The following is a 24346-nucleotide window of genomic DNA, read 5'->3' as shown; positions in this document are numbered from 1 at the left end:
CGAGCCTTCGCGCTTCCCCTTCGGCTGCGCCGCGTGCTAGCCGATAGGCGAGGATGACAGGTGGAGAGTTCGATGTCCCGTAAATACCGTAGCCAAATGCGCACGCTGCCGCTGACCCTTTCGCTGGCCATGCTGCTGACCGCCGGTGCCGCCAGTGCGCAGCAGGTGCCGATCGTACAGCCCGGCGCGCCCGGCCAGCAGAGCCGCGAGCTGAGTTCCGAGGAGGCGGTAAAGATCGCCGATACGCGTTTCTCTCCCGCCGACGTCGCCTTCATGCAGGGCATGATCCAGCATCACTATCAGGCAGTGCAGATGGCGGCGCTGGTCAAGGACCGGACCAACAACCCGAAGATGCTCGATGTCGCCAAGCGCATCGACGCGTCGCAGGCGGACGAGATCCGCTTCATGCAAGACTGGCTGCGCGAGCGTGGGCAAACCGTGCCCGATCCCGCCGCGCATGCCGCGATGGGACACGATATGGGCGCCATGCAGGGCCATGCGATGATGGCCGGGATGGCAACGCCGCAGCAGATGGCCGAGCTGGCTTCTCTCAAAGGTCCCGCGTTCGACAAGAAGTTCCTGGAACTGATGATCGCGCATCATGACGGCGCGCTGACCATGGTCGAGGATCTGCTCGATCAGCCGGGCTCCGCCTATGATCCGGTGCTGTACGAGTTCACCAGCGATGTGACGAACGAACAGAAGTCCGAGATCGAGCGGATGACCGCGCTGTTCACGCAGCTTTCCGACGATCCGCGCTCCACACTGGCCGCCGGTTTCCGCGACGCGGGCGAAAAGGCCGAGGGGCTGAGCCTGGTGGCGACACTGCCGAAGCCGAGCGGCTTTTTCGACGTCAACAATCCCGCCGGTCTTCCGCCCAAGAAGCCGACGAAACCCGGCGAAGAAGCACCGGCCAGCGACGGCGAACCTGTCGAAGGCGATTTCGGGGAGCGTTCTCCGCTGCTCAGCTTCGCGAATACCGACATGGCGTTCTCGGGCGATCTCCTCGCGCTCGGCAATTATCACGGCATGAACCTCTATCGGCTCGGCCAGAACGGCATGCCGAAGCTGCTGAGCTCGGTCGTCTGCCCCGGCGGCCAGGGCGACGTTTCCATCGTCGGCGACATCCTGATCATGTCGGTCGAACAGACGCGTGGCCGCGTCGATTGCGGACTGCAGGGGGTGAGTGAGGATGTGAGCCCTGAGCGTTTCCGGGGCCTGCGTATCTTCAACATCGCCGATCCGCGCCGCCCGGTGCAGGTGGGCCAGGTGCAGACCTGCCGGGGATCGCACACCCATTCAGTGGTGGCCGAGGACGACAAGTCGATCATCGTTTATAACAGCGGCACCGCGGGCGTTCGCGATGGCGAGGAGTTGGACGGCTGCGTCGGCGATGTACCGGGCGATGCGCGCACCGCGCTCTTCCGCATCGACGTGGTGGAAATCCCCCTCGCCGATCCGTCGCAATCGCGCATCATCGACAGCCCCGCCGTCTTCACCGATCAGGATAGCGGACAGATCGCCGGCCTCTGGCTGGGCGGCGACCATGGCGAGGGTACGCAGGACACGCGGCGGACCGATCAGTGCCATGACATTACGGTCTTCCCGGCCAAGGGCATCGCGGCGGGCGCCTGCTCGGGCAATGGCGTGATCTTCGACATCTCCAATCCGCGCAAGCCCAAGCGCATCGACGCGGTGACGGACAAGGGTTTTGCCTATTGGCACTCGGCCACCTTCAACAATGACGGTACCAAGGTGCTTTACACCGATGAATGGGGCGGGGGCGCGCGCCCGCGCTGCCGCGCGCAGGACCCGCGCGAATATGGCGCGGACGCGATCTACGATATCGTGGACGACAAGCTGGTGTATCGCAGCCACTACAAGCTGCCTGCCGCGCAAAGCGAGATGGAAAACTGCGTCGCACATAACGGCGCGATCATACCCGTGCCCGGCCGCGATATCTTCGTGCAGGCCTGGTATCAGGGCGGCATTTCGGTGATTGATTTCACCGACAGCGCCAACCCGCGCGAGATCGCCTATTTTGACCGCGGCCCGATCGATCCCAAGCACCTCATCCTGGGCGGCTACTGGTCGGTCTATTATTATGACGGCAAGATCTACGGTTCCGAAATTGCGCGCGGCCTAGACGTGCTGGAGCTGGAGCCGAGCGCGGAGCTGACCGCCAACGAGATCGCGGCGGCAGCGCTGGCCGATCAGGGCAAGACGTTCAACCCGCAGCAGCAGTTCCCGGTAAAATGGCCCGCCGATCCGGTGATCGCGCTGGCCTATCTGGACCAGCTGAAGCGTGGCGACACGCTGGACGCTGGTATGGCAGGGCAGCTCGGTACTGCGCTGGATGCGGCACGCGCGCAGCTTGCCGGCGGGGGCACCGACACGGCGCTCGCGGGACAGCTGGATGCGATGGCAAAGGCCCTGCCGCAAGGCAGTGATGCCCCTGCGCAAAAGCGTCTCGCGGCCTTAAGCGACACGCTGGCGGGCATCGCCAGGCGGCTTCGCGGGTGAAGCCTCTATCCGGCGTCTAGACGGACGTCAGGATGACATAACCGCCAACGGCGATCACGACGGCCGCGAAGCCGCGCTCCAGCACGCCTTCGCGCGCCGCCAGTCGCTTGCCCAGCTTTAGGCCGGCCATGCTGCCAACGACACCGCCGGCTACCAGCAAGCCGGTAATCCCCCAGTCAACCAGGCCGGAAACCGCGTAGGACCCCGCCGTGGTGAGGCCGAGCGCACTGACGACCACCAGCGATGTTCCAATGGCGAACTCCAGCGGCATGGCCGTCGCCAGGATCAGGCCGGGCACGATCAGAAAGCCGCCGCCGATGCCGAAGAAGCCCGCTGCGAGACCGGTTCCGAGACCGATGGGTAAAAGACGCGGCAGAAGTGTGCGGGCGCTGGTGCGGGTCAGCCGCACATCGGGCGCCCAGGCGGCTTTACGCTTGCGCAGCATCGACAATCCAACCCCGATCATCAGAGCCCCGAACAGCACGAGCAATCGCTTGCCGTCGAAGGCCTTGCCGAGCTCTGCGCCCAGCCCGGCACCGATTACGCCGGCAGCCGCGAACACGCCCGCACAGCGCCACTTCACACGGCCCGCGCGTGCATGGCCGGTCAGGCTGGCGAGCGCATTGACGCTGACAGCCACCGCCGCGGTTCCGATTGCGGCATGGGTCGAGCCGACACCGACAACATAGACCAGCAGCGGCACTGCCAGGATCGACCCGCCCCCGCCCACGAGGCCGAGGATAAGACCAATCAGAGCGCCGGACGCGAGCGCCGCCAACATTGTCGCCGCGTCCATGGCCGCTTCAGACCGCCGCGCGCCGGTTCCAGGGCAGCACACGCAGAAGATGTGCCATGCCGCACCACCCCGTCACGCCTGCAAACATCAAGCCTGCGCCCACAAAGGCGGACAATCCCAGAAATGCCGGCGTCCAGAACAGGCTGAGCAGCACGCCGATCAGTACCAGCCCGCCTGCCACGATCTGCACCTGCCGCATGATCTCCAGCGGCTGCGTGCGATCGGTGACGACCGGGTGCCCCTGCTTGCGCCAGGCCTCGATCCCCCCGGCCATCAAATAGACGGGCATACCCTTCGCAGCGGCGTGCAGCTTTGCCGCGTTCGCATCGGTCCGCATGCCCGAACGGCAATGAAACACCACCGGTCCACCTTCCGCCTGCAGATCCTCGATCCGATCGAGCGGAAGGTTGATCGCGCCGGGAATATGCTGCCGCGCATGTTCGTCGGCCCCGCGAATATCCACGAGCCTTGCGCCCGCATCGATCGCGGCGCGCGCGTCTTCGGGAGAGATCGTTGAAGCGGTCATCAGGTCAGTCCTTGCAATAAAGCTGGTAAAGCGTGGCGAGCAGCGTTTCGACGCGATGGTCGGCGATGGAATACCAGAGCGTCTGGCTCTCGCGCCGATAGGTGACGAGCCCCTCGTCCCGCATCCGCGCGAGATGCTGCGAACAGGCGGACTGGGACAGCCCGACGTCCGAGGCCAGATCGCTCACCGTCACCTCCCCATGCTCGACGAGCTTGCACAGCAGCATCAGGCGCCGCCCATTGGCCAGCGCCTTCAACATGCCGGCCACTTCGCCCGCTCTGGCTTCGAACGTCTCAAGGTCCATCGGTCTGAGCATCACTTCACTCCATTAGCTATTGCTTATTTAGCATATCCTAATGTATTAGCAAGCGCTAAAGGAGCACGACCATGACCCACCCCTTCATCGAGGCTTTCTTCGACGAGCCGACCAACACGATCAGCTATCTCGTCGGGGACCCGGCGACTCGAGCCGCCGCGGTGATCGACCCGGTGCTGGATTTCGACCTTGCCAGCGGTGAGGCCGACACCCGCTCGGCAGAGCGCATCCTAAATTTCGCCGCTGAAAATGACTGGCAGATCGCGATGGTGCTGGAAACGCATGCCCATGCCGATCACCTTTCGGCGGCTCCGTTCATCAAGGCGCGGACCGGTGCATGGATCGGCATCGGCGCGCATATCCGCGATGTGCAGAAGATCTTCCGCCCGGTCTTTGCAATGGACGACCTGGCCACCGACGGATCGGACTTCGACCGACTGTTCGAAGATGGCGAGCGCTTCGCGATCGGTGAACTGGACGCCCGGGTGCTGCATGTACCAGGCCACACGCCCGCCGATGTCGCTTATCTCGTCGCGGATGCGGCCTTCGTCGGCGACACGCTGTTCATGCCGGATTACGGCACCGCGCGCGCCGATTTCCCCGGCGGCGACGCCCGCACCCTCTATCGTTCGGTCCAGCGGCTTCTGGCGCTGCCAGGAAACACACGGCTGTTCCTGTGTCACGATTATAAAGCGCCGGGCCGCGACGAATATCAGTGGGAAACGACAGTCGGTGAACAGCGCCGCTCCAACATTCATGTTGGCGAGGGCACCAGCGAAGATGAATTCGTTATACTGCGCGAAGAGCGCGATGCAGGCCTTTCAGTGCCCAAGCTTCTGCTACCATCAATCCAGGTCAACATCCGCGCCGGCCATTTCGAGGAGGCGCACGCCAACGGCGTCACCTATCTGCGCATTCCCGTAAAGTGGGGCACGGGCGCCAAGAGAGGATAAAAATAGCTGGACGAGCTCCCTCCCCGCACTGCAACTCGACCATCGCGGACGGTCACGCGATCTCGATATCTGCTACGCAAGCACCGCTACAAGGCGAAACCTGACCCAAGAGAGGGGCCAACCTAGGCAGAGTCTCCGTTTGCACGGCAGCGCCTCCGCGCCACGCCGATCGGCGCTACGTGATCAATAAAATGGTGCCAGAAGAGGCATCACATTCGGTCTCATTTTTTACCTTTTTTCAGATGTTTAAGTAATTCGGTTTGTGCGAAGAGCCCGCAAAAGGCCCGCAAATGCCGTCTAATGCATTGGTTCGATGCCTTTTTGGGGACTCTAGAATGCATTTTTGCGCCCGGGAAACCAGCCAAGATTGATGTCCGCTAAGCGCCCTCCTTTCCGCCATTCAACGGGCTGTGCTCTCTCTCCGAGAGCCGTCGTTCGTTAGGCTCACTTTTAATGTTCGGAATTCGCTCCAGCGTCTCTTCTCCCAGCCCGATAGTCTGGGAGAGGAGGATCTGATGTCATTCCCCTGACCTCGACATCTTCGATTTTCTCTCTGACAGGCCCGAGGTCGCGACTGAGTCCGCGAAAGACCGCTTCCCCTTCGATCAGAGAATTTTCGATCGCCGGAATGCCGCTCTTTGCCTGGGAAAGCTTATTCTCAGCGTTCTGTACCCCTTCGCGGAATTGGCGAAGACGTCTTCGCGCGCTGGTGGAAGCGCTTCCGTCGGAAATTCGGCGATCTGCGTCTCGAAGATCATTTCCCCATCCACCGACCCGTTGCCGCAAGTCCGACAGTCTTCCTTTTGTTGAGGCCAAATCTTCGTCCCATCCTTCCGCGTCCGATGCCAGATCGGCCGTCGTGACTCGAAGCCGGGCAAGATCCGAGGTGATCGCCCGCTGCTTTTCTGGTTCCAGTCCTTCGTTCAAAGCGCGGACACTGTTTGCCACGCTCTCGACGGTAGCGGTCGCATTCCCCCCAAAAAGTCCGGTTCCGTCCGAGGCCGGGATGATCTTCCTTCCTGAATTGTCGGCGTATATGCCTTGACGGCCCCTTCGACCCTCGAGCACCAGCGCGGCCTCGCCGGTTATCAGGTTGGTACTGATTGTCGCTTCAAGGCCGTCAACTTTCGCTGCATCAGGATCGAGAGTCAGCACAACGAGAACGTTTCCCGGTCCATTTTCCGCCAGGCGGACCGATGTTACCCGACCCACAGGAACACCCGACAATGTTACGGTCGACCCCGGCTGAAGGCCTTCCACGGAGCGATCAAACCTGACGAGATATGTTTCCTGATTGGGCGTGGGATCGAGAAGCCACACCGCAAAAGCGATGGTGGCAAGCATCAGAATGCCAACGATCCACCCCACTAAGGAAAAGTTTGCGTTAGTTTCCATCTTGCACGCAAACAGGGATTTTTCCGTCCGGCAGAGGTGCCGAAACATTGAAAGTTCGCGCCCCGCGTGCTCCTAGGGTGTCCGCCACAGTACCTGACCGAGGTTGGCCTTGTGGCGCAATCATTAGGGTCACAGTTTTACAGGGTGAGTTTCGACCAGGAAACGCTGTACTGCGTCGCCGAACGCATCGTTCTCGTCGCCCGCGACCATATGCGACGCACCAGCGATATCGCTGAATTTTGCATGGGGAACCAGTTTCCGGAATTCAGCGGCGCCTTCGGGAGAAACAAGGTCGCTAGATCCACCGCGCACGAGATGGACCGGGAGCGACAGCGCCGACGCAGCCTGAACAAGCTCGGTCGACCCGGCGGAAACGTCGTCGGTAATGGTGCGTCGGCGCGTAACGTTCTCGACGAATGCCGGATCCCAGTGCCAATAATACCGCCCGTCCCGTGCCTTTCGAAGGTAACTCTTCAATCCCGAGGAACTTTGCCGTCTCTCGCGGTGCGGCAGATATGCTGCGATTGAAGCGGAAGCGTGCTCGGGCGATTCGAACCCTTCTCGGGCGTGCTGCGCCATGAAGCCGAGGACCCGCGCGACCCCGTTCGCTTCCATTTGCGGCGTAATGTCTACGAGGGTTAGCGAGGCGAACGTGCCGGGCGCGATCGTGCCCTCGGCCACAAGGCCCGCCAATCCTCCCAGCGACGCACCGATCAGCGCCGGATTGCGCTCGAAACTCTGCGCAACTGCAACGAGATCCCGGCCGAAATCGTGCACATCATAAGCGCCGGTCGGGGACCATGGACTTTCGCCATGCCCTCTGAGATCGAGGGCAATCGCTCGGTATCCGGCCCGGCCCAGGCGAGTGCCGACCTTTCTCCAGGCGCGCCGTGTCTGTCCGCCTCCATGAGCCAGAAGCACAGGGAAACCGTCAGCCGGTCCGAATGTACTTGCGACAAGCGTCAGGCCGTCGGCACCAGGAAGCAACAGGCGATCCTCGTTCACGAGCGCGGCCTCCGGGCAAGAAAAAAGAATGTCAGCGCCGCCAAGGCACAGCCAATGGCTGCAATTATCGATAGGTCTGCCAGGATAGCTGCCGATACGATGAGCGCTGCCGCAATCAGGTCGCTGGAACGCATGGGCGCCGCACCTGACGGCCTTTCCAGTCGCGCAAGATCCTGAGGATCCAACCGGATCGGCAGCTGTCCGCGGCGAGCGATCGACGCCAGGTTCTCGACGATCTCCGGGGTGCCGAGAAGCGCGCGTATCAGCGTCGATGCTGTCCGCCGGGCATTTCCGCGCAGGTTTGCCAGGCTGGCGCGCTCCATCAGCAGTTGTTTGCCGATCGGAGCAAGTTCGGACGTTATGTCGAAGCGCGGGTCAAGACGGCGTACGAACCCCTCGGCGGTGAGCAGCGTGCGCAGCATCAAGGCGAGGTCGCCGGGTAGGGCCAGTTGGTAAGTCCGCAGAAGATCGAATACATCGGCGAAAATGCCAGACAGGTCGATCTGGTCGAGAAGCGTGTTGCGAAACTTGCCGACCAATTGATTAAGCGATGCCTTCAGCGCCTCACGATCGACCGCCGGATTGCCTGCCCACTGAAGGAGAACATCGACCAGATCGTCGATATCTTCTCCGGCGATCGCCAGTGACAGGCGCACCAGTTCGTCCCGCCGCTCTGGCAGCAGAGTGCCTACCGCGCCAAAGTCGATGAACACCAAGGTCCCGTCGGGGCGGATCAGCACATTGCCCGGATGCGGATCGGCGTGGAAGCGACCGTTGAAGATTATCATGCTCAGCACCGCGCGTGAATAGCCGCGCGCGACGGACGTAAAATCCACGCCGGCGTCCCTCAGTGTGGCCAAGTCGGTCGCCGGGATCGCGTCGACCCGCTCCTGGACATTGAGACTGCGCCCGCTCACCTCGTTGTCGAAGTGGGCTGTCTCGATCCCGAACCGTGCAAGATAGCTGCCGATCTCCGCACTCGCGCGTGCTTCAGCGCCCAGATCCATCTCACGATCGAGGCTTTCGGCGAAGAACCGCAACAGCTCATCGGGCCTCTGTCTTTCGACAAGGGGACTGGCGCGTTGTGCCAATCGGGCAATGCGCCGCAGTAAACGCATGTCGGCATCCACGACACTTTCGATTCCCGGTCGCCGGATCTTGACGATGACCGGTACGCCGTCGCTCCGTATTCCTGCGTGCACCTGCGCTATAGAGCCCGCCGCGATCGGCTCCCGATCCAGCTCACGAAAATACTGGCCGGAGTCTTCCCCGAGAGCATGGGTGAGCGGAGCCTCGACACGCTCGAACGGTACACCCGGAACGCGATCGTGCAGCTGCGATAGCGCTGCCGTCCAATCCGGCCCCAAGAGATCGCTTCGCATCGCGAGGATCTGGCCAAGCTTGGTCGCGACTGGTCCCAGTTCGCGCAGTGCCTCGACCAGGGCTTCCGGGCGCGTCGGATGTGCATTGGTTTGAGATCGGCCGGATCCCAACGCGGACACGATGCCGCCCAGCCCGTGACGGCCGAGAATTGCTATGACCTGCGCAAGCCGCTTCCGGTCACTCATGCGCGAAGGCGGCATGTCTGCCATCAGAGAGCATCCCGCCGTACGTTTTCGCTGACCATCTCCAAAAGCGAATGCAAAGTACTCTTCTGTTGCGGCGTCATTCCGCTCCATATTCGCAGGTGGGTCGCGTCTGCGGCCCGTCTGAGGTCAGGGAGTATTTCCTCAACCCGTCTCGTCAGGCCGAGACTCCAAGACCGCCCGTCCGCCGGGTCACGGCGGCGCTCGATAAAGCCTTTCTGGGTCAAGGCGGTGACCGCCAAGCCAATGGTGGCGGATTCGAGTTCGAGACGCCTGGCGATGTCGGTCTGGTTCAGGGCAGGATCTTTGATGAGCTGCGCCAGCACACGCCACTGCGTACGATTGAGGCCAAGCGGCTGTGCCCGGTCATCGAATGCCTTGCGCGCGGCGCGACTGATCTCGTCCATCATGAAGATCGCTCGATCATCGTAGATGATGACATTGTCGAGTGCGAGAGTGTCCTCGTCTTCCGTCATGAGTGGGTCCTATCGATCAGGAAAAAATAGTAAAGGACTTTCGTATTTTATTTTGACCGCTATATCGCTCGTGCAACGGGCCAAACGATGGCGAGGAGCGAAATTACCATGGCGGACGAGACAGCAGGCGATAGCGATCAAGGCGAACGTCCGAAGGGGTTGTCCAGTCCGCGGGTCCGGCTTGGTCTGCTGATCGCCGTCATTCTGGTCCTGCTCGCCGGGGGCTACTGGTATTACAATCATCAGACGTACGGCCGATTCCAGCAGTCCACCGACAACGCTTATATCGCCGCCGACAGCGTCATCATCTCCCCCAAAATTGCCGGCTATGTCGAGCGCGTACTGGTGACTGAGAATCAAACGGTTGCGTCGGGCGATGCACTTGTGCAGCTGGACGTGCGGGATTATCGCGCCCAGACCAGCCAGGTCGAAGCCCAGATCGCGGCGTCGCTCGCCGGAGCTGATACGGTTCGCGCACAACAGCGAGAGCAGGATGCGGCTATCGAGCAGGCCCGTGCCCAACTTGCCGCGGCATCTGCGCAGGCCGGTCTGGCTGCGGAGCAGGTTGCGCGTTATCGCCCCCTTGCCGCTTCCGGAGCGGAGCCGCGCGAAAGGCTCGACCAGCTGCAGGCCCAGGCCAGAGAAGCGCAAGCCCAGGTCGCGGCGGCGCGCGCCGCGCTCACGGCTGCACAGCGGCGGCAAGGCACGCTGGGCGAACAGATAGACCAAGCCAATTCGCAAGCCAACGCAGCTCGTGCGCAGCTTGAGGCGGCCCGCCTGAACCTGTCGTCGACCACGCTCAGGGCGAGCATTTCCGGGCGGGTGGGTGACCTCACGGTCCGGCCCGGACAATTTGTCCAGCCCGGCCAGCGCCTGATGAGCGTGGTTCCCACCGACCGTCTTTATGTGACGGCGAATTTTAAGGAAACGCAGCTCGGCCTCGTCCGCCCCGGGCAACCCGTCACCCTGGAAATCGACGCGCTGCCCGATCTCGAGTTATCGGGGAGAGTGGAAAGCATCGCCCCCGGGACCGGGGCGGAATTCTCGATCCTGCCTCCGCAAAACGCGACGGGCAATTTCACCAAGATCGTTCAGCGCGTCCCGGTCCGCATATCCATTCAGGCTTCTTCCGAAGTCCTGCGTCTGCTGGTGCCGGGCATGTCCGTTGTCGCCAGCGTTGATACCCGCGGCGCCAGAGACGAACTCGATTCGATCCGCAACGCGGCCAGAGACTGACCGATGGCCGGTGCCTCTGCTGCGGTTGCTCCGCCGGTCGAGAAGGCCGATGCCACGGCCTGGATCGCCGTAGCCGCCGGTGCACTCGGCGCGATGCTGGCAACGCTCGACATCTCGATCGTCAATTCCGCGCTGCCGACGATACAGGGAGAAATCGGCGCGACCGGAACCGAGGGCACGTGGATTGCGACAGCTTTCCTTGTAGCCGAAATCATCATCATCCCTCTGAGTGCATGGCTGGAAAGACTGCTCGGCCTTCGAACTCTGCTCATCGTCGCCGTTTCCGCCTTTACGGCCTTTTCGGTGTTGTGCGGCATTGCCACCGATTTGACGACCATGATCATCGGCCGCACCGGTCAAGGATTCATGGGAGGCGCGCTGATTCCCACCGCCATGACCATCGTGGCGAAGCGGCTGCCTCCATCGCAGCAACCCATCGGAATGGCGCTGTTCGGGATGACGGTGGTCCTTGGTCCGGTCATGGGGCCGCTCGTCGGGGGCTGGCTTACGGAGAACCTGAGCTGGCACTACGCTTTCTTCGTCAACGTGCCCGTCTGCGCCTTGCTCCTGGCTCTGCTCTTCATCGGGCTGCCCCACGAAAAACCTGACTGGGTCTACCTGCGCGAGGCGGATTGGGCAGGCATCGTGGGTATGATCCTTGGCCTTGGCGGGCTGACCGTCGTTCTGGAAGAAGGTCACCGTGAGGAATGGTTCGAATCCACACTGATCGTGCAGCTCACGTTGATGACGATCGTCGGCTTCGCGCTTCTGACTTACGGACAGCTGTATGCACGCAAGCCAGTGCTCAAATTGCGCCTGATGCTCAGCAGGCAGTTTGCCAGCGTCGTGGTCATGGCGCTGGCACTCGGCATGGTCATGTATGGCTCGACCTACGTGATCCCGCAATTTCTTGCGATAATCTCCGACTACAATGCCTTGCAGACTGGGTTCGTAATCTTCTGGATGGGTGTTCCGGCCTTCCTGCTGATGCCTGTGCTGCCCTTCATGATACGAAAGATTCACATCCGGATTGCGGTCGGCGTGGGCATGTTCATCATGGCGCTAAGCTGCTTCGTCAGCATCAATCTGACAGCGGCATCGGGAGGTGGAGTGTTCACCGAAAGCCAATTCCTGCGAGGCATCGGCATGATCCTCACGATGATGTTCCTCAATCAGGCGACGGTAGCTTCGGTTGCCAAGGAGGATGCCGGCGATGCTTCCGGGATTTTCAACGCTGCGCGAAACCTCGGCGGTTCGTTCGCGCTCGCGGGGCTTGCCTCGTTCCAGGATCAGCGCCTGTGGCATCATAGTCGGCGCATGGAAGAAACCCTCAACGCCAACAGCCCCCGGCTACAGGAATACCTGGACGGCATGACGGCGTCGCTGGGCAGCCCACAGGCCGCGCTGGAGATGCTTTCCGGCATCATTCAGCGCGATGCGTTCGTAATGACCTACAACGATGTGTTTTTCGCCATGGGCGCGATTACCCTGGCCACGGTGCCGCTGGTACTGTTCCTCAAGCCTCTCCCGAAGAACGTATCCCTTTCGATGCACTGAGAACTCTATGCGCAAGACCCTAACTCTCCTCGCTCCCATGGCGCTCCTCACGGGTTGCATGTCCGGTCCCGACTATGCCGGTCCCCCGCAACTTGCGACCGCCGCAAGCGACGCGTTCGCACGGGCCGGCCCCGAAATCGATCCGTCAGCGCCGATTGCCGGCGACTGGTGGACGCTGCTCGGCGATCCGGTCCTCAATGATCTGGAAGCACGCGCGCTGGCCGGCAATCCGGGCGTGGCCGCGGCGCGCGCTCGCATCGAACAGGCAAGGGCTTCTGTCCGCCAGGAGCGCGCCAACCGGCTGCCCGCCGTGGCTGCGCAGGCGACTGCGATCCAGGCGAAGATTCCAGGTCTGGATATCGGCAGCGGCCCGCCCGCGGGATCGCCCGGCGCTCCTGCAGACACCGAAGAGCAGGACAGCCTCAGCGTTTACAACGTCGGGCTCAATGCAAACTGGGAGATCGATTTCGCAGGGGGGCAGGCACGGCGTGTCGAAATGGTCAACGCTCAGGCTGCGGCCTCGGTGGCGAACGCCGAGGATTCGAAAGTTCAGCTCGCCGCTGAAGTCGCGCGGGCTTATGTGAGCCTGCGGGAAGCGCAGGGGCGGCTCGAGCTCGTCCAGCGCGAGCGTGAGTTGCAGCAGCAAACTCTCGAATTGACCTATCAGCGCTATACGCAGGGCGCTCTCGCGCTATTCCCGGTCGGCAACGCGAACGCCGAGCTCGAATTGCTCAACTCGCAGATCGCGGAAGCGCAAGCGGACATCGATGTGTTCAAGGACACGCTCGCGGTGCTTACGGGCGAAGCGCCCGGAGCACTCGACGGGCTCCTGACGGCTCAGGCCGAAATTCCGCTTCCCCCCGAACGGGTCGCGGTGGGTGATCCCGCCGCGCTGATAGCGCGGCGGCCGGATGTTCGTGCCGCGGAACGAACGCTCGCGGCGGCGAATGCGCGCATCGGAGTGGCGGAGGCCGCTCGCTTCCCCAAGCTTTCATTCATGGGCATACTCGGTTTGGGCGGATCGCAGCCGGATGACATCTTTGATCTCGGCAATCTGTCAGCGATCGCCTTGCCGAGGCTACAGTGGAACCTGCTTGATTTCGGCCGCACGGCAGCATCGATCGATCAGGCCGAGAGTGCGCGCGACGAGGCCGAAGCACGCTATGTTGAAGTGGTCCTCGGCGCACTGCGCGATGCCGAACAATCGCTTGCCCGGTTCGGGCAGCAACGAGCCAACGTAGCCGCGCTGGCGCAAATCAGTCGACAGGCCGACACGGCTGCGGAGCTTAACGAGCAACGCCGCGCAGCGGGGGTAATCTCGCAGGGCGAGCTCAACACTTCGATCCGCCAGCGCGAACAGGCCAGAGCAAATCTCGATCGGGCGATCGCCGCCATGACAAATGGCTGGATCGCGATCCAGAAGTCCTTGGGACTGGGATGGGCCAATTTGCCTGCAGGCCAGACCACGGTGGTTGAGTCGGCCACAGTCGATCGAGATAGGGCTGGGCGATCGAACTCAAATTGAGTTCGTCGGTTTGCTTTGGTAGATCTCGGGCGCGCGGTTTCCAAGCCTAGCTGCGGCGAATAGTTATGCTGGTGGTGATGGCGCATTCATCCGATCGTAACGACTGCTATCTGTCTACCTCTTGAGTTGGCTCTCGACCCAAGCAATTATGTCTTCCCCCCCCATGCGACCGCATAGCCACCCAACTGCACCGGCTTTGGAAACTTACCCTCGCTCATCCAGCGATAGATCGTCGAACGGCCGAGGCCGACACGGTGCTGTACTTCGGGCAGACGAATGAGACGGGTGACCCGGCGGGTTTCGGTCGCTCCCTTGTCGATCTCCTCACCCACGATGGCCTCCTTCGACACCGGCAAAGACATCGCCAAGCAGCGCATCCTTGCGTTCGAGCTCATCGATGTGATCGGAAAGCAGGCGGGCGACACGATGCGCGGTGCCCTTGGCCCAACGCGGCTTCACGTCGTGGACCTGGTTACCCAGGACACGCTCGAGAGCCGAGGGCAGCTCACCGGAAAAGTCCTCGAAGAATTGCGCGAGGTCAGATTGCAGCCACGCGATTGCGTGATCGCCGCTACTGACCAGAAACAGGAGCAAGTGCGCGTGCGGCGCGACGCCGCTTGCGGCGAGAATGCGCAAGGTTTCGCCGAGGCTGGCCGAGCGTTCGCCGGCAAGGACGCGGCGCAGGGCATCCTTATGGATCTGCGCGTCACGCGCGATATCGCAGCGGGCACGGCCGCTGGCTTCGACAGCGGCCAGAAGAAGCCGGGCGAGGTCCGCGCGAACCTGTTGTTCGGCAAAGAGCGCCATGTTGGTCATCGACGAATCCTTATCTCTAGAAGTGATCGACTCACCGGCTAACCGCTAAGGAAGCCTGTAGGAAAACGAAAAGAACATTAAGAGAACATAGAAGAAGGAACGAATCACCTTCCTTCGACGATTCGCGCGAATTCCGGCCGCCGGCGCGCGTATCGAGGCTCGCTTCGCGCAGAAGCCGGCACAGTCGGCGCTGCTCCGCGATCAGCCTGCGCGGATCCCGTCCATCACACCTTCCGATGTCGCATTTCGCTTGGTCGGTAGCCCCAAAATCCAATTCCCGATTTCCTACAGCCCGGCTCCGGGGAGAGGAAAGAACATACAGCGAACGCATCGCTGGCTGATGTTCAATCCCTCGGAGTTTCCATCCATGACCACCAAGACTGCCCTTCCGGCCCAGCAGCGCACGCCCAATCGGGCCCGTGGCCGCGACTACATTCTTCCTGCCTGCGTGGCGCTGGCCTGCGCCGGTGCCGCCTTCGCCGGCGCCGACACCACCTTTGATCCCGCGCTCACCAAGTTCACCGACTTCCTCGAAGGCTCGGGCGGCAAGATCATCACCGTGCTCAGCCTTGCAGGCGGTCTGATCGGTCTCGCCTCCGGACGCTTCTCGCTCGGCCAGGTCGCCGTGCCGGTCGGCGTCGGGATCGGTGTCGGCACCGGCGTTCCGATCGTCACCTCGGTCGTGACCGCGGTCATCTGATCAGCGGATCCGGTCACGACAGGAGGGCGGCATCATGGCTGACAGGTACCTCGTTCCACGGCGGCTCGACGACCCGGAGCTCATCGGCTTCTGGACCATCGACGAGTTTGCAGGGATTCTCATTCCCTTCGCCTGGGGCATCCTCTCGCAGCATATCTTTATCGGTATCGGCCTGGCCGCCGGGGCCTGGCTTGCCTTGCGGAAGGCAAAGGCACGCGGCGCCGGTTCGGCACTGGTGCATGCTGCGTACTGGTACCTGCCCGGGAGCTTTCTCGGGCTGAAAGCCACGCCGCCCTCCCACTGCCGCCTGTTGGCGGGCTGAGGGAGGCGACCCATGCGAGCAGAATTCGCGCACGAACAGGCGCAGGCCTATCTCCGGCAACGCAACCGCTTTGCCGTGCTGGCAGGTGTCCTGGGCCTCACCACGCTGGTCAGCCTCGGCGCCGCGGTCACTCGCGACGAGCAGGTTGTGCTGGTGCCGATCACCGCCGAGCGCATCACCGTCTCGAGCGGCGGGATCGACGCCCCCTATCTCGAGCTCGTCACCCGCGACACGGCGCTGATGCTCCTCAACCGGGCGCCCGAAAGCCTCGACTACTGGATGGCGAACATTCTGAAGCTCGCCGATCCCGCCGCGCACGGCCGCCTCAAGGCCGAGCTCGTCAGAATTGTCGAGGAACAGCGCGGCTCGGACATCAGCCAGGCCTTCGTGATCGCGGAAATGCATGTCGATCCCAAGGCCCTGACCTCGACCGTCACCGGCACGCTCAAGACCTTCGTCGGCGCGCAGGTGATCGCGAGCCAGCGCCGCTCCTTCCGTTTCCGCTGGTCGAAGCGTGGTCTCAGCGTCGCGCTCGCCGGCTTCGAACAACTTCCCACCGACAAGGAGGAACCCGGCCAATGAGCCTTCTCCCATCTCCCCTCGCTGCTGCGCTTGCCGGAACCGGCCTTGCCTGTTTCGCGATCGGCGCGACAAGGCGCCCCGATCCCGGACTCAAGCTGACCGGCCTCGCCGTGCTTGCCTTCGCGCTCGCGCCGGTCCCGGCGTATGCCGACCAGTTCGTCGAAGCGGCCGACAACGCGACCATCGACTGCGAACTCGCCCGCGGCGAACTCACCCGGATCGCGCTCATCGATGATGGCTTTGCCAATGTCTCGAAGATCGCGAGCGGCTTTCCCTACAACGACTTCCAGGTGACAAACGAGCCGGTACGCGGAGACATCTATATCTCCGTGCCCCCGCTATTTGCCGCTGCCCGGGTCAGTTTCTTTGCGACCAGTAAGGCGGGCTATGTCTACAAGTTCGCCTGCCGCCTCGGCGGTGAGGAAGCGACCCAGCTCTTCATTACCAATCCGGCGCTGGCTAAAGCCGCGGCTACCGAATGGGAAACCGAGACCGGACCCGAGGACGCTGCGATCCGCCTGATCGAGGCGATGGCGAGCGATGCAGTCCTGCCCGGGTTCACCGCTCGTGCTGAACTGTCTGCTCCGCGCCGCACCGGCGGGATCGAGGTCCAGCTGGTCGCCGAATACCAGGGCGATGAACTCACCGGACAGCGCTTCCTCGTACGCAACCTCAGCCAGGAAAGCCTTGCGCTTGGCTCCGAGCGCGAGGGGCCAGCAGGCGCGCTCGCCTTCGCCTATGGCCGCGATGCACTCGCTCCCGGTGAAGCGACCAGTGCCTTCCTTGTCTTTGCCAAGGGAGGGCTCGACTGATGGCCGAGGCAACACAGAAAGACGCCGAAAAGAAGCCGCTGCCGGGCTCGCCGGAAGCGCGCGAGAGCGGACGGCGCAACCTAAATTCGCAGATCGCGCAGCGCCAGAAGATGCTGCTCGCCGGGATCGGGGCCATCGCGCTCATCGGCGGCGGGATGTTCATCTTCGGCGGCGATGACGACGAGGGCGGCAGTGATGCCAATGGTGCGGCGACGATCGACACCGGCGGCCTCGTCAATCGCAACCTCTCGCAGCGCGAGTTCGTCGCGAGTTACGGTAACCGGCTCGATGCACAGGGTCGTGCGATCAAGGATCTGCAGCAGGCCCAGCTTCCACGCCCCGAGATCGAACAAGAACTCGAAGCCCTGCGCAGCGAGAACGCCCAGATGCGCTCAGACGGCCAGGCAGCGATCGACGCGATCTCGGCCGAGAATGCCAATCTGCGTTCACAGCTCAGAGAAGCCGCGAAGGTGCCTGCAACCGCGCCGCCGCTGCCACCACCACCGGCCTATGGTCCCGGCGTGGGAACGGGTGGGGCTGTCCAGCCACCGCAAGGAGCACCGGAATCGCAGGGCGGTCAGCTCAGCCTGATGAGTTTCAGCGCGGAGACGGGCAAGGACGGCAAGCCGCGTGCGGCTGAGACTGCGCCTGCGCTGCTGCTCGAAGCGAGCCGCGATTACCTGCCGCCCAACAGCTACGCACCGGCAACGGTCATCGTGGGTGTCGACGCCTCCACCGGCGTTGCCAGCCAGAGCGATCCGCTTCCCGTGGTGCTCCGGATCACCGGACCGGCCCGCTCGGTCATGCGCGGCAACAAGCTGCTCACCACCGACATTACCGGCTGCCTCGTCAATGGCGCAGCGCGCGGCGATCTCTCGGCCGAGAAGGTCTACGTCAAGCTGGTGCGCATGACCTGCGCGCAGCCCGGTGGGCGCTTCGCGGTCAGCGAGGTCAAGGGGTTCATTTCCTTTGCCGGAAAGTCGGGCGTGCGCGGCCGCGTGGTCAGCCGCGAAGGCAGCCTTGTCAGCCAGGCGCTGCTGGCCGGGATCGTTGGCGGCTTCGGGCGCGGATTCTCCGCCAACGCCAACGGCATCTTCACCGGCCAGGTCGGCGCCAACGGTCAGCGCGAAGCGCTGTCGCCGACCGACATTCTCGCCGGTGGCTTCGGCCAGGGTGCCGGCGAGGCTGCAGACACCGTCAGCCGATACCTCATCGAACGCGCCGAACAATACCAACCCGTCGTCGAGATGCCGACCGGCATCGAGGTCGAGATCGTCTTTCTCGACGGCGTCCACGTCAGGAGCCCTTCCAAATGAACTACAATGAGCACCGGCCGGGCCTGAAGGCCCGCGCCGCCCACCTTGCCCTTGCCCTTTCGAGCGCCGCCGCCGTGCTGACGCTCGGAGTCTCTGCCGTCACCGCTATGCCTGCGAGCGCTGCCGGCATGGCCAGCGATGTCGCGCAGGCACTGAAGCTGCGGCTGCCCAAGACCCCGATCGATGCGATCAGCTGCGACACGCTTGGCCCCTGGTGCGAAGTCGTCTCGGGCGACACGCTGTTCTACATCGACGAGACCGCCCGCTATCTCTTCGTGGGCCGTCTCTACGACATGGAAGAGCGGCGCGACGTCACCGCCGCCCGCCTGCTCGAACTCAATCCTGACCTGCTCGCGGCGGGTGCGGCGCGCGTAGCCAGCGACGCGCCGGCGGGACGCGACGAAGCGCCTGTCGAGGCGGCCGCCAGCCATGTCGACCTATCCTCGCTTCCGGCTGCGGGCGCAATCCACTGGGGCAACCCCAAAGGCGAACGCCTAGTCGTCTTCTCGGATTTCCAGTGCGGGTATTGCCAGCGCCTGACCGCCGAACTCGCCAAGGCCAAGGTCCATGTCGAAGAGCGACCGATCTCGATCTTCGGCGCGGCAAGCCGCAAGATTTCCGAGGCCGTGCTGTGTGCCAAGGATCCGGCAAAGGCGCTGCATGCGGCCTACGCCGGCCAGGCTCCGGCGACCGGCAAGACCTGCAAGGACGCCAAGGCACTCGATGCCAACGAAGCCTTCGCAAAGGCCAATGGGTTTGCCGGAACGCCGGTCATCGTGCGCGCCCGCGATGGGGCGGTGCTTCATGGCTACCGCGATGCCGCGGCGATCCGCCGCTTCGTCGCCGAAGGGAAGGGAGAGGCGCAATGAGCCGGCTTCCGATCCTTCGCGCCGTGGTGCTCGCTGCGCCGCTCCTCTTCGCCAGTGGATGCGCCAGCCTTGGCGGTAACGTCAAAGGCAGCTTTGCCTGCCGCGCTCCCGAAGGGACCTGCGCGCCGACCTCCGCGATCGATGCCGGGGCGACCGGCATCGAAAAGTTTGACACGTCTGACGCGCATCGGACGGTGACCCTGACCGGAGAAGCGGTTCGCCGCCTGCAGGTCGTGCTGACCTCCTACCGTGACGCGGCAGGCCGCGACCATGAGGCGCGCGTCGTTCACCTGACGCTGCACGAACAGGCAGGAGCAGGCTGGCGCGCCCCGCAGGGCCGCCGCGAAGTCCTGCGCTCGCTGGCATCGACCATTGCCGCGACGCGCGAGGGCAACCCCGCACCCGATTTCCAACCAACAGACACATTGCCGGAACAGCTGTTTATCCCCTCGCAGCCCGTTCCGGCGATTCCCGGCGCTGACGCGCCGGAACCCGGGGGACCTGGCTCGTTTTCCCCTCCCCGCGAGCCGGTCCCCCACCCTGACATGACCGAAGGAGAGAGCCGGTGACGCTATCCCTTGCTGCCGCGCGCGACGCACTCTCGCGGGGCCTATTTGCCGACACGGCACGCCCCGAGAAGCCCCGAGCGCATTTCGGGCTCGACATGCTCTCGGACTGGCTGCCCTACCGGGTCTATGACGAGGGGGCGAAGCTCTATCGCAACGCCCGCTCCAAAGGCTTCGTGCTCGAAGTCACCCCGCTGATCGGGGCCGACGAACGGACCGGCGAGATCCTCGGTCAGTTCTTTTCCGAAGGCCTGCCGCAGGGCGCCTGCCTCCAGGTCCTGAACTTCGCATCTCCGCGGATCGGTAGTGTGGTCGGCCCCTGGTTCGCTCCGCGCTATGAGCAGGGCGGCATCTACGAGGCGATCGCCAGGGCGCGCACCAAGCGCCTTTACGATCTCGTCTGGAATTCGGGCTCGGCGCATGCGCCCTTCCATGCCCGCAACGTCCGGCTGATCGTCTCGCTTGGCGTGCCCGTGCCCGGCAGCGTAACCGATGCAGAACTCTCCGAATGCCGCGAAGGGCTGATGGGCATGCTCCATTCGCTCGGCCTCGACGCGCAAGAGCTGCGTCCGGGCGGGCTGCTGGCGCTGATCGACGAACTCACCTCGCCGACCACCGCGCACGAGAACGACATCCATGCGTGGAACCCGCACGATACGCTCGATGTCCAGGCCATCCGCCGCGACATCGAGCTCGAGGTCAGCGACGATCGCCTGATCCTCAGGACCGAGCGCTTCCGCGAGACGGGCCGCGACGAAGAGGGCAATCCCGAAGTCGGCGAATGCTATCCCGACCATTTCGACGTGCGGCACTATGCCGTGCGCTCTACCCCTGAGCGCTGGGCACCTTGGGAATGCGCGCGGCTCATCGGCGACATGTTCACCGACAAGCTGCGCTTCCCCTGTCCGACGGCAACAATGCTTTGCCTCGTTTACCCCGACCAGGAAGCTGCCTCGGCGCGCGCGGGCTTCAAGTTCATGCGCACCACCAGCCTCAGCCAGACCAAGAGCGCGCGTTTCTTGCCCAAGCTCGCCGAACAGTCGGCCGAATGGCGCCACGTCCAGGCCGAACTCCAGGCCGGCAAGAAGCTAGTCAAGCTGTTCTACGGGCTCACCAGTATCTCGCCGCTCGGCCAGGGCGACGCACACGAACGCATCATCAAGGCGATCTACAAGGCAGCGGGCTGGGACCTTGCCGACGAGCGCTTCCTCCAGCTGCAGGGCCTCGTCGCTGCCTTTCCCCTGAGCCTTGCCGATGGCCTCGCCGACGACATGGCGCGGCTAAAGCGCCTCAAGACCATGCTCTCGACGACGGCGGCGCATATCGCGCCGATGCAGGGGGAATATCTCGGCGGCGTAGTCCCGCACCTTCTGCTCGTTGGCCGCCGCGGCCAGCCCTTCTGGTGGTCGCCATTCGAAAACACTGCTGGCAACCACAATATCGCGATCTGCGGCAAGTCGGGTTCGGGCAAGTCGGTGCTGCTGCAGGAACTTTGCGCCGCCTTGCGCGGCGCGGGCGCCAAGGTCGTGGTGATCGACGACGGGCGCAGCTTCGAGCATTCGGTCAAACTGCAGGGCGGACGCTTCGTCGAGTTTACGCTCGCCTCGGGCTTCTCGCTCAACCCCTTCTCGATGGTCGACGATGCCCGCGCGCACGAAGACGAGGATTACCGCCTCGACTGCTTTGCCATGATCAAGGCGATCGTTGGCCAGATGGCCCGTCCCGGCACCGCGCCGAGCGACACGGAGCGCGGGCTTATCGACCGGGCCGTAACAGCGACCTGGGAGGCCCTCGGAAGCGGCGCATCGGTCGACGATGTCGCGCATGCACTCCATGGCTCGGAGAGCGAGGCGGGCCGCGATCTCGCCACCGCGATCACGCCCTTCTGCCGCGGTGGTAGCTACGGCGGGTTCTTTGCAGGCAAGGCGAGCTTCGCGCTCGACGATGATTTCACCGTCTTCGAGATGAGCGATCTCGCGTCCCGCGAGGAACTGCGCAGTGTCGTGCTTTCGGCGATCATGTTCATGACCAGCCAGGCGATGACGCGCTCATCGCGAGCGACCAAGAAGCTGCTGCTGATCGACGAGGCCTGGGCCATGCTCAAGGGCGGGTCGATGGGCGAGTTCGTCGAGACCTATGCCCGCACTGCCCGCAAGTACGGCGGTGCGCTCGCGACCGCTACCCAGTCCCTCAATGACTATTACAAGTCCGATGGCGCGCGGGCTGCGCTCGAGAACAGCGACTGGATGCTGGTGCTTCAACAGAAGGCCGAGACGATCGCCGATTTCAGGGCGAACGCGCGGCTCGACATGGACGATCGCACCGAGACGCTGATCCGCAGCCTCAAGCGTTCGGGGACCGAGTACAGCGAGGTCTTCATCAAGGGTCCCGAGACCGAGGCGGTCGGCCGGCTCGTGCTCGATCCCTTCTCGGCGACAATCTACTCCTCCGATCCCGACACCTATGCCGCGATCCAGGACTGCGAGCGGCGCGGGCACAGCCTCGCCGATGCCATCCGCATCGTGGCGGGAGGCGGACAATGATGGTCTCGCATCTTGCCGACCGGACCCCTCCGGCCAACCTCCGCAGTCTGCTGCCGTTCCTGCAAGGGAGCTGCTTCGTCCTCATCGAAACTGTGCGCTTTGCCGCGACCTCGCTGCTGATCGTGCTGGGATTGCCGCTCGCACTGTTCCTGTTCGTTGCGGGCTGGGACCTTGGCGGCCTCTTCACCCAGCTCGCCAATCTGTCGGACCGATATCTCGAAGCCGACGGCCTGCGCCGCAGCCTGTTCAGCCAGGACCTCAAGGGCTGCTTCCTCGTCCTCGCTGGCGCTGTGACGCTGTTTCGCATGCCCCGCTTCCTGAGGCGGCTTGCGGCCGATCTCTACAACCGTCCGGCCCGGGAGGCAAACCGTGACTGACACGCGCACATTACAATCTTTCAATCGCCCGCTGTTGCTGAGAATTCTTGGCGTGCTCGCGCTCGTGGCCACGCTGCTCTGGGCAGCCTGGGTCAGCCGCGAACTGTCCGAACCGCGCCAGCAGATCGTCACTGTCCGGCTTGCCGAGACCATCGCGGGTTTCGTCGATGCCGAAGCGCGCGGGGCACAGGATCCCGAAGCAAGCCAGGCGCGCGTGCTTGCCTTCCTCCAGGCGTCCGAGCGCGCCGTTGCAGAAATGGGGACCGGTGGCCGCGTGGTGCTGGTCGGCGAAGCGGTGCTCGCGGGCGATGCCCCCGATGCTACCGATGAACTGCGCGCACGGATCGCCCGCCAGCTTGAGCAGGGAGGCGGTCAGTGACGCACTTTGCCTCTCGTCTTGTCCGCACGATCAAACGGCCGTTGGTCCTGACCGGACTGGTGCTGCTGCCCCTCGGATGGGGCGCGGTCGACGCCTTCGCGAAAGACCATGCCTTCCTCATCAATTCCAGCCCGAGCCTGCCCAACTGGGCTTTCTGGCTCGACAAGCACGCGCGGATCGAGCGCGGCAGCCTGATCTTCTTCGAGCCGCCGGCAAGCAGGCTCGTTGAAGTGCATTTCGGAAAAGGCGCGCAGCTCTTCGGCAAGCGGGTGCTCGGCGTGCCGGGCGATGTCGTGAGCCACCGTGGCCACGAGGTCTTCATCAACGGTCGCAAGATCGCCGCGCGGCTCGATGAGACCCGTCTCGGCATTGCGCTACACAAAGGCCCCGAAGGCCCGATCCCTGACGGCTGCTTCTACACCGGGACCAGCCATCCCCGCGGCCTCGACAGCCGCTACGCCGAGATCGGTTTCGTCTGCCGCGGCCAGATCCTCGGCAGCGGGAGGGCGATCCTGTGAGCAAGCTCATCCTCCCCGCAGCGCTAATTGCAGTCCTGCTCTGCCCTGCCGAGGTGCTGGCGCGCGACTATGGCCAGCGCGGCACGGTGTTTCCCGTCATCGAGCGCGACCTCCTCGAACAGATTCATTCGCGCCTGACGCAAATGGAACGTTCGGGCGAGACCGCGCGGCTCAATGAAGACCTGAAGCGCCGCACGATCGCGCGGGTCAACCGGCCCGACCCCGTCGCCGGGATCGTCCGGGCCAGCGAAGCGCGGCGCTGGCACTTCGATCCGACGATTACGCTCGCTGCCGATATCCGCGGGGCAAAAGGCGAGCTGATCCATGCCGCTGGCACGAAAGTCAATCCGCTCGACAGCGTCGGCCTTCGCGCCGATCTCCTGTTCCTCGACGGCGACGATCCCGACCAGCTCGCCTGGGCGCTCAAGCAGGGCGCCGATGCCAAGCTGATCCTGGTGAAGGGCGCGCCGCTCGAGCTGATGAAGGCCCGCCAGCGCCGCTTCTATTTCGACCAGGGCGGCAAGCTCACGGAGAGGTTCGGGATCAGGTCGGTGCCCGCACGCGTGCGCCAGCAGGGCCGCCTGCTCGAGGTCAGCGAAATCGCGCTGCCACCGAAAAGGAGGACAGCCCAATGACGCACTTAAGAAAGCTG

26 protein-coding genes are annotated in these 24346 nt (G+C 63.8%); 18 read left to right on the top strand and 8 right to left on the bottom strand.

What is annotated here, in order from left to right:
• Positions 1 to 72 precede the first annotated feature (72 nt).
• Entirely contained in the window at positions 73 to 2523 is a 2451-nt protein-coding gene (locus H7X45_RS14985; protein ID WP_246449497.1) for a DUF305 domain-containing protein, read from the top strand.
• Positions 2524 to 2539: 16 nt separating this feature from the next.
• On the opposite strand, the gene H7X45_RS14980 is transcribed toward H7X45_RS14985, so the two are convergent.
• Genes H7X45_RS14980 through H7X45_RS14970 form a run of 3 tightly spaced genes read right to left on the bottom strand, consistent with a single transcriptional unit; the run spans position 2540 to position 4161 of the window.
• Entirely contained in the window at positions 2540 to 3319 is a 780-nt protein-coding gene (locus tag H7X45_RS14980; RefSeq protein ID WP_187335533.1) for a sulfite exporter TauE/SafE family protein, read from the bottom strand.
• 7 nt (positions 3320 to 3326) lie between these two features.
• Positions 3327 to 3845 (bottom strand): rhodanese family protein, encoded by a 519-nt coding sequence (locus H7X45_RS14975; protein ID WP_187335532.1) that lies wholly within the window; start codon positions 3843 to 3845, stop codon positions 3327 to 3329.
• Positions 3846 to 3849: 4 nt separating this feature from the next.
• Entirely contained in the window at positions 3850 to 4161 is a 312-nt protein-coding gene (locus tag H7X45_RS14970; RefSeq protein ID WP_246449495.1) for an ArsR/SmtB family transcription factor, read from the bottom strand.
• A 71-nt stretch (positions 4162 to 4232) separates the two neighbouring features.
• Here H7X45_RS14970 and H7X45_RS14965 point away from each other — a divergent pair, with 71 nt between their 5' ends.
• A complete protein-coding gene (locus H7X45_RS14965; protein WP_187335531.1) occupies positions 4233 to 5114 on the top strand; it encodes an MBL fold metallo-hydrolase in 882 nt (293 codons plus the stop codon).
• A 450-nt stretch (positions 5115 to 5564) separates the two neighbouring features.
• On the opposite strand, the gene H7X45_RS14960 is transcribed toward H7X45_RS14965, so the two are convergent.
• From H7X45_RS14960 to H7X45_RS14945, 4 genes are all read right to left on the bottom strand, one after another.
• The gene (locus H7X45_RS14960; RefSeq protein ID WP_241555177.1) at positions 5565 to 6458 is read right to left on the bottom strand and encodes an MlaD family protein; all 894 of its coding nucleotides are present in this window, start codon (positions 6456 to 6458) and stop codon (positions 5565 to 5567) included.
• Positions 6459 to 6638: 180 nt separating this feature from the next.
• Positions 6639 to 7514, bottom strand: coding sequence for an alpha/beta fold hydrolase (locus H7X45_RS14955; RefSeq protein ID WP_187335529.1), 876 nt, complete (start codon positions 7512 to 7514; stop codon positions 6639 to 6641).
• The gene (locus H7X45_RS14950) at positions 7511 to 9193 is read right to left on the bottom strand and encodes an ABC1 kinase family protein (RefSeq protein ID WP_246449494.1); all 1683 of its coding nucleotides are present in this window, start codon (positions 9191 to 9193) and stop codon (positions 7511 to 7513) included. Before H7X45_RS14950 ends, H7X45_RS14955 begins: the two co-directional genes overlap by 4 nt.
• Positions 9106 to 9576, bottom strand: a complete 471-nt coding sequence (locus tag H7X45_RS14945; RefSeq protein WP_187335528.1) for a MarR family winged helix-turn-helix transcriptional regulator — start codon at positions 9574 to 9576, stop codon at positions 9106 to 9108. Before H7X45_RS14945 ends, H7X45_RS14950 begins: the two co-directional genes overlap by 88 nt.
• 87 nt (positions 9577 to 9663) lie before the next feature.
• On the opposite strand from H7X45_RS14945, the gene H7X45_RS14940 reads away from it, so the two are divergent.
• Genes H7X45_RS14940 through H7X45_RS14930 form a run of 3 tightly spaced genes read left to right on the top strand, consistent with a single transcriptional unit; the run spans position 9664 to position 13894 of the window.
• On the top strand, positions 9664 to 10812 hold the full coding sequence (locus tag H7X45_RS14940) for an HlyD family secretion protein (protein ID WP_187335527.1): 1149 nt from the start codon (positions 9664 to 9666) through the stop codon (positions 10810 to 10812).
• Positions 10813 to 10815: 3 nt separating this feature from the next.
• Positions 10816 to 12369, top strand: a complete 1554-nt coding sequence (locus tag H7X45_RS14935; RefSeq protein WP_187335526.1) for a DHA2 family efflux MFS transporter permease subunit — start codon at positions 10816 to 10818, stop codon at positions 12367 to 12369.
• Between the two features lie 37 nt (positions 12370 to 12406).
• Entirely contained in the window at positions 12407 to 13894 is a 1488-nt protein-coding gene (locus H7X45_RS14930) for an efflux transporter outer membrane subunit (RefSeq protein ID WP_246449923.1), read from the top strand.
• Positions 13895 to 14040: 146 nt separating this feature from the next.
• Here the strand turns inward: H7X45_RS14930 and H7X45_RS14925 are convergent, their stop codons facing one another.
• Positions 14041 to 14226, bottom strand: a complete 186-nt coding sequence (locus H7X45_RS14925) for an AlpA family phage regulatory protein (protein WP_246449492.1) — start codon at positions 14224 to 14226, stop codon at positions 14041 to 14043.
• Position 14227: 1 nt separating this feature from the next.
• Here H7X45_RS14925 and H7X45_RS14920 point away from each other — a divergent pair, with 1 nt between their 5' ends.
• The 13 genes from H7X45_RS14920 to traW all read left to right on the top strand — a co-directional run bounded on the left by H7X45_RS14920 (position 14228) and on the right by traW (position 24329).
• Positions 14228 to 14752 (top strand): hypothetical protein, encoded by a 525-nt coding sequence (locus tag H7X45_RS14920; protein WP_187337199.1) that lies wholly within the window; start codon positions 14228 to 14230, stop codon positions 14750 to 14752.
• 325 nt (positions 14753 to 15077) lie between these two features.
• On the top strand, positions 15078 to 15410 hold the full coding sequence (locus H7X45_RS14915) for a hypothetical protein (protein WP_187335525.1): 333 nt from the start codon (positions 15078 to 15080) through the stop codon (positions 15408 to 15410).
• A gap of 34 nt (positions 15411 to 15444) precedes the next feature.
• On the top strand, positions 15445 to 15732 hold the full coding sequence (traL, locus tag H7X45_RS14910; protein ID WP_006834208.1) for a type IV conjugative transfer system protein TraL: 288 nt from the start codon (positions 15445 to 15447) through the stop codon (positions 15730 to 15732).
• A gap of 12 nt (positions 15733 to 15744) precedes the next feature.
• On the top strand, positions 15745 to 16314 hold the full coding sequence (locus H7X45_RS14905; protein WP_187335524.1) for a type IV conjugative transfer system protein TraE: 570 nt from the start codon (positions 15745 to 15747) through the stop codon (positions 16312 to 16314).
• Positions 16311 to 17126 (top strand): type-F conjugative transfer system secretin TraK, encoded by an 816-nt coding sequence (locus tag H7X45_RS14900; RefSeq protein ID WP_187335523.1) that lies wholly within the window; start codon positions 16311 to 16313, stop codon positions 17124 to 17126. The genes H7X45_RS14905 and H7X45_RS14900 overlap by 4 nt, the downstream gene beginning before the upstream one ends.
• Positions 17126 to 18442, top strand: coding sequence for a TraB/VirB10 family protein (locus tag H7X45_RS14895; RefSeq protein WP_187335522.1), 1317 nt, complete (start codon positions 17126 to 17128; stop codon positions 18440 to 18442). The genes H7X45_RS14900 and H7X45_RS14895 overlap by 1 nt, the downstream gene beginning before the upstream one ends.
• Positions 18439 to 19311 carry a DsbC family protein gene (locus tag H7X45_RS14890; RefSeq protein WP_187335521.1) on the top strand — a complete coding sequence of 291 codons (873 nt, stop codon included), beginning with the start codon at positions 18439 to 18441 and terminating at the stop codon, positions 19309 to 19311. The genes H7X45_RS14895 and H7X45_RS14890 overlap by 4 nt, the downstream gene beginning before the upstream one ends.
• Positions 19308 to 19880, top strand: a complete 573-nt coding sequence (locus H7X45_RS14885; RefSeq protein WP_187335520.1) for a hypothetical protein — start codon at positions 19308 to 19310, stop codon at positions 19878 to 19880. Before H7X45_RS14890 ends, H7X45_RS14885 begins: the two co-directional genes overlap by 4 nt.
• Positions 19877 to 22420 (top strand): type IV secretion system protein TraC, encoded by a 2544-nt coding sequence (gene traC / locus H7X45_RS14880; RefSeq protein WP_187335519.1) that lies wholly within the window; start codon positions 19877 to 19879, stop codon positions 22418 to 22420. Before H7X45_RS14885 ends, traC begins: the two co-directional genes overlap by 4 nt.
• Entirely contained in the window at positions 22417 to 22797 is a 381-nt protein-coding gene (locus tag H7X45_RS14875) for a hypothetical protein (protein ID WP_187335518.1), read from the top strand. The genes traC and H7X45_RS14875 overlap by 4 nt, the downstream gene beginning before the upstream one ends.
• Complete coding sequence (locus tag H7X45_RS14870) at positions 22790 to 23176, top strand: type-F conjugative transfer system protein TrbI (RefSeq protein WP_246449491.1); 387 nt, start codon at positions 22790 to 22792, stop codon at positions 23174 to 23176. The genes H7X45_RS14875 and H7X45_RS14870 overlap by 8 nt, the downstream gene beginning before the upstream one ends.
• Positions 23173 to 23694: a S26 family signal peptidase gene (locus H7X45_RS14865; RefSeq protein ID WP_187335517.1), complete on the top strand. Its 522-nt coding sequence runs from the start codon at positions 23173 to 23175 to the stop codon at positions 23692 to 23694. The genes H7X45_RS14870 and H7X45_RS14865 overlap by 4 nt, the downstream gene beginning before the upstream one ends.
• The gene (traW, locus tag H7X45_RS14860; protein WP_187335516.1) at positions 23691 to 24329 is read left to right on the top strand and encodes a type-F conjugative transfer system protein TraW; all 639 of its coding nucleotides are present in this window, start codon (positions 23691 to 23693) and stop codon (positions 24327 to 24329) included. Before H7X45_RS14865 ends, traW begins: the two co-directional genes overlap by 4 nt.
• The last annotated feature ends 17 nt before the right edge of the window (positions 24330 to 24346 follow it).

It is taken from the genome of Novosphingopyxis iocasae, assembly GCF_014334095.1.
Taxonomy (GTDB): Bacteria; Pseudomonadota; Alphaproteobacteria; order Sphingomonadales; family Sphingomonadaceae; genus Novosphingopyxis; species Novosphingopyxis iocasae.
The sequence above is the reverse complement of the archived record's forward strand: the minus strand, read 5'-3'. Positions and strand labels throughout refer to the sequence as shown.

Excerpts from the sequence above, each read along its gene's own strand:
- H7X45_RS14915 (WP_187335525.1), top strand. The coding sequence starts at position 15,078 with ATGACCACCAAGACTGCCCTTCCGGCCCAGCAGCGCACGCCCAATCGG.
- H7X45_RS14890 (WP_187335521.1), top strand. The coding sequence starts at position 18,439 with ATGAACTACAATGAGCACCGGCCGGGCCTGAAGGCCCGCGCCGCCCAC.
- H7X45_RS14885 (WP_187335520.1), top strand. The coding sequence starts at position 19,308 with ATGAGCCGGCTTCCGATCCTTCGCGCCGTGGTGCTCGCTGCGCCGCTC.
- H7X45_RS14895 (WP_187335522.1), top strand. The coding sequence starts at position 17,126 with ATGGCCGAGGCAACACAGAAAGACGCCGAAAAGAAGCCGCTGCCGGGC.
- H7X45_RS14930 (WP_246449923.1), top strand. The coding sequence starts at position 12,407 with ATGGCGCTCCTCACGGGTTGCATGTCCGGTCCCGACTATGCCGGTCCC.
- H7X45_RS14945 (WP_187335528.1), bottom strand. The coding sequence starts at position 9,576 with ATGACGGAAGACGAGGACACTCTCGCACTCGACAATGTCATCATCTAC.
- H7X45_RS14965 (WP_187335531.1), top strand. The coding sequence starts at position 4,233 with ATGACCCACCCCTTCATCGAGGCTTTCTTCGACGAGCCGACCAACACG.
- H7X45_RS14935 (WP_187335526.1), top strand. The coding sequence starts at position 10,816 with ATGGCCGGTGCCTCTGCTGCGGTTGCTCCGCCGGTCGAGAAGGCCGAT.
- H7X45_RS14980 (WP_187335533.1), bottom strand. The coding sequence starts at position 3,319 with ATGGACGCGGCGACAATGTTGGCGGCGCTCGCGTCCGGCGCTCTGATT.
- traL (WP_006834208.1), top strand. The coding sequence starts at position 15,445 with ATGGCTGACAGGTACCTCGTTCCACGGCGGCTCGACGACCCGGAGCTC.
- H7X45_RS14950 (WP_246449494.1), bottom strand. The coding sequence starts at position 9,193 with ATGGAGCGGAATGACGCCGCAACAGAAGAGTACTTTGCATTCGCTTTT.
- H7X45_RS14900 (WP_187335523.1), top strand. The coding sequence starts at position 16,311 with ATGAGCCTTCTCCCATCTCCCCTCGCTGCTGCGCTTGCCGGAACCGGC.
- H7X45_RS14875 (WP_187335518.1), top strand. The coding sequence starts at position 22,417 with ATGATGGTCTCGCATCTTGCCGACCGGACCCCTCCGGCCAACCTCCGC.
- H7X45_RS14940 (WP_187335527.1), top strand. The coding sequence starts at position 9,664 with ATGGCGAGGAGCGAAATTACCATGGCGGACGAGACAGCAGGCGATAGC.
- H7X45_RS14960 (WP_241555177.1), bottom strand. The coding sequence starts at position 6,458 with ATGCTTGCCACCATCGCTTTTGCGGTGTGGCTTCTCGATCCCACGCCC.
- H7X45_RS14970 (WP_246449495.1), bottom strand. The coding sequence starts at position 4,161 with ATGCTCAGACCGATGGACCTTGAGACGTTCGAAGCCAGAGCGGGCGAA.
- H7X45_RS14920 (WP_187337199.1), top strand. The coding sequence starts at position 14,228 with ATGGCCTCCTTCGACACCGGCAAAGACATCGCCAAGCAGCGCATCCTT.
- H7X45_RS14985 (WP_246449497.1), top strand. The coding sequence starts at position 73 with ATGTCCCGTAAATACCGTAGCCAAATGCGCACGCTGCCGCTGACCCTT.
- H7X45_RS14975 (WP_187335532.1), bottom strand. The coding sequence starts at position 3,845 with ATGACCGCTTCAACGATCTCTCCCGAAGACGCGCGCGCCGCGATCGAT.
- H7X45_RS14905 (WP_187335524.1), top strand. The coding sequence starts at position 15,745 with ATGCGAGCAGAATTCGCGCACGAACAGGCGCAGGCCTATCTCCGGCAA.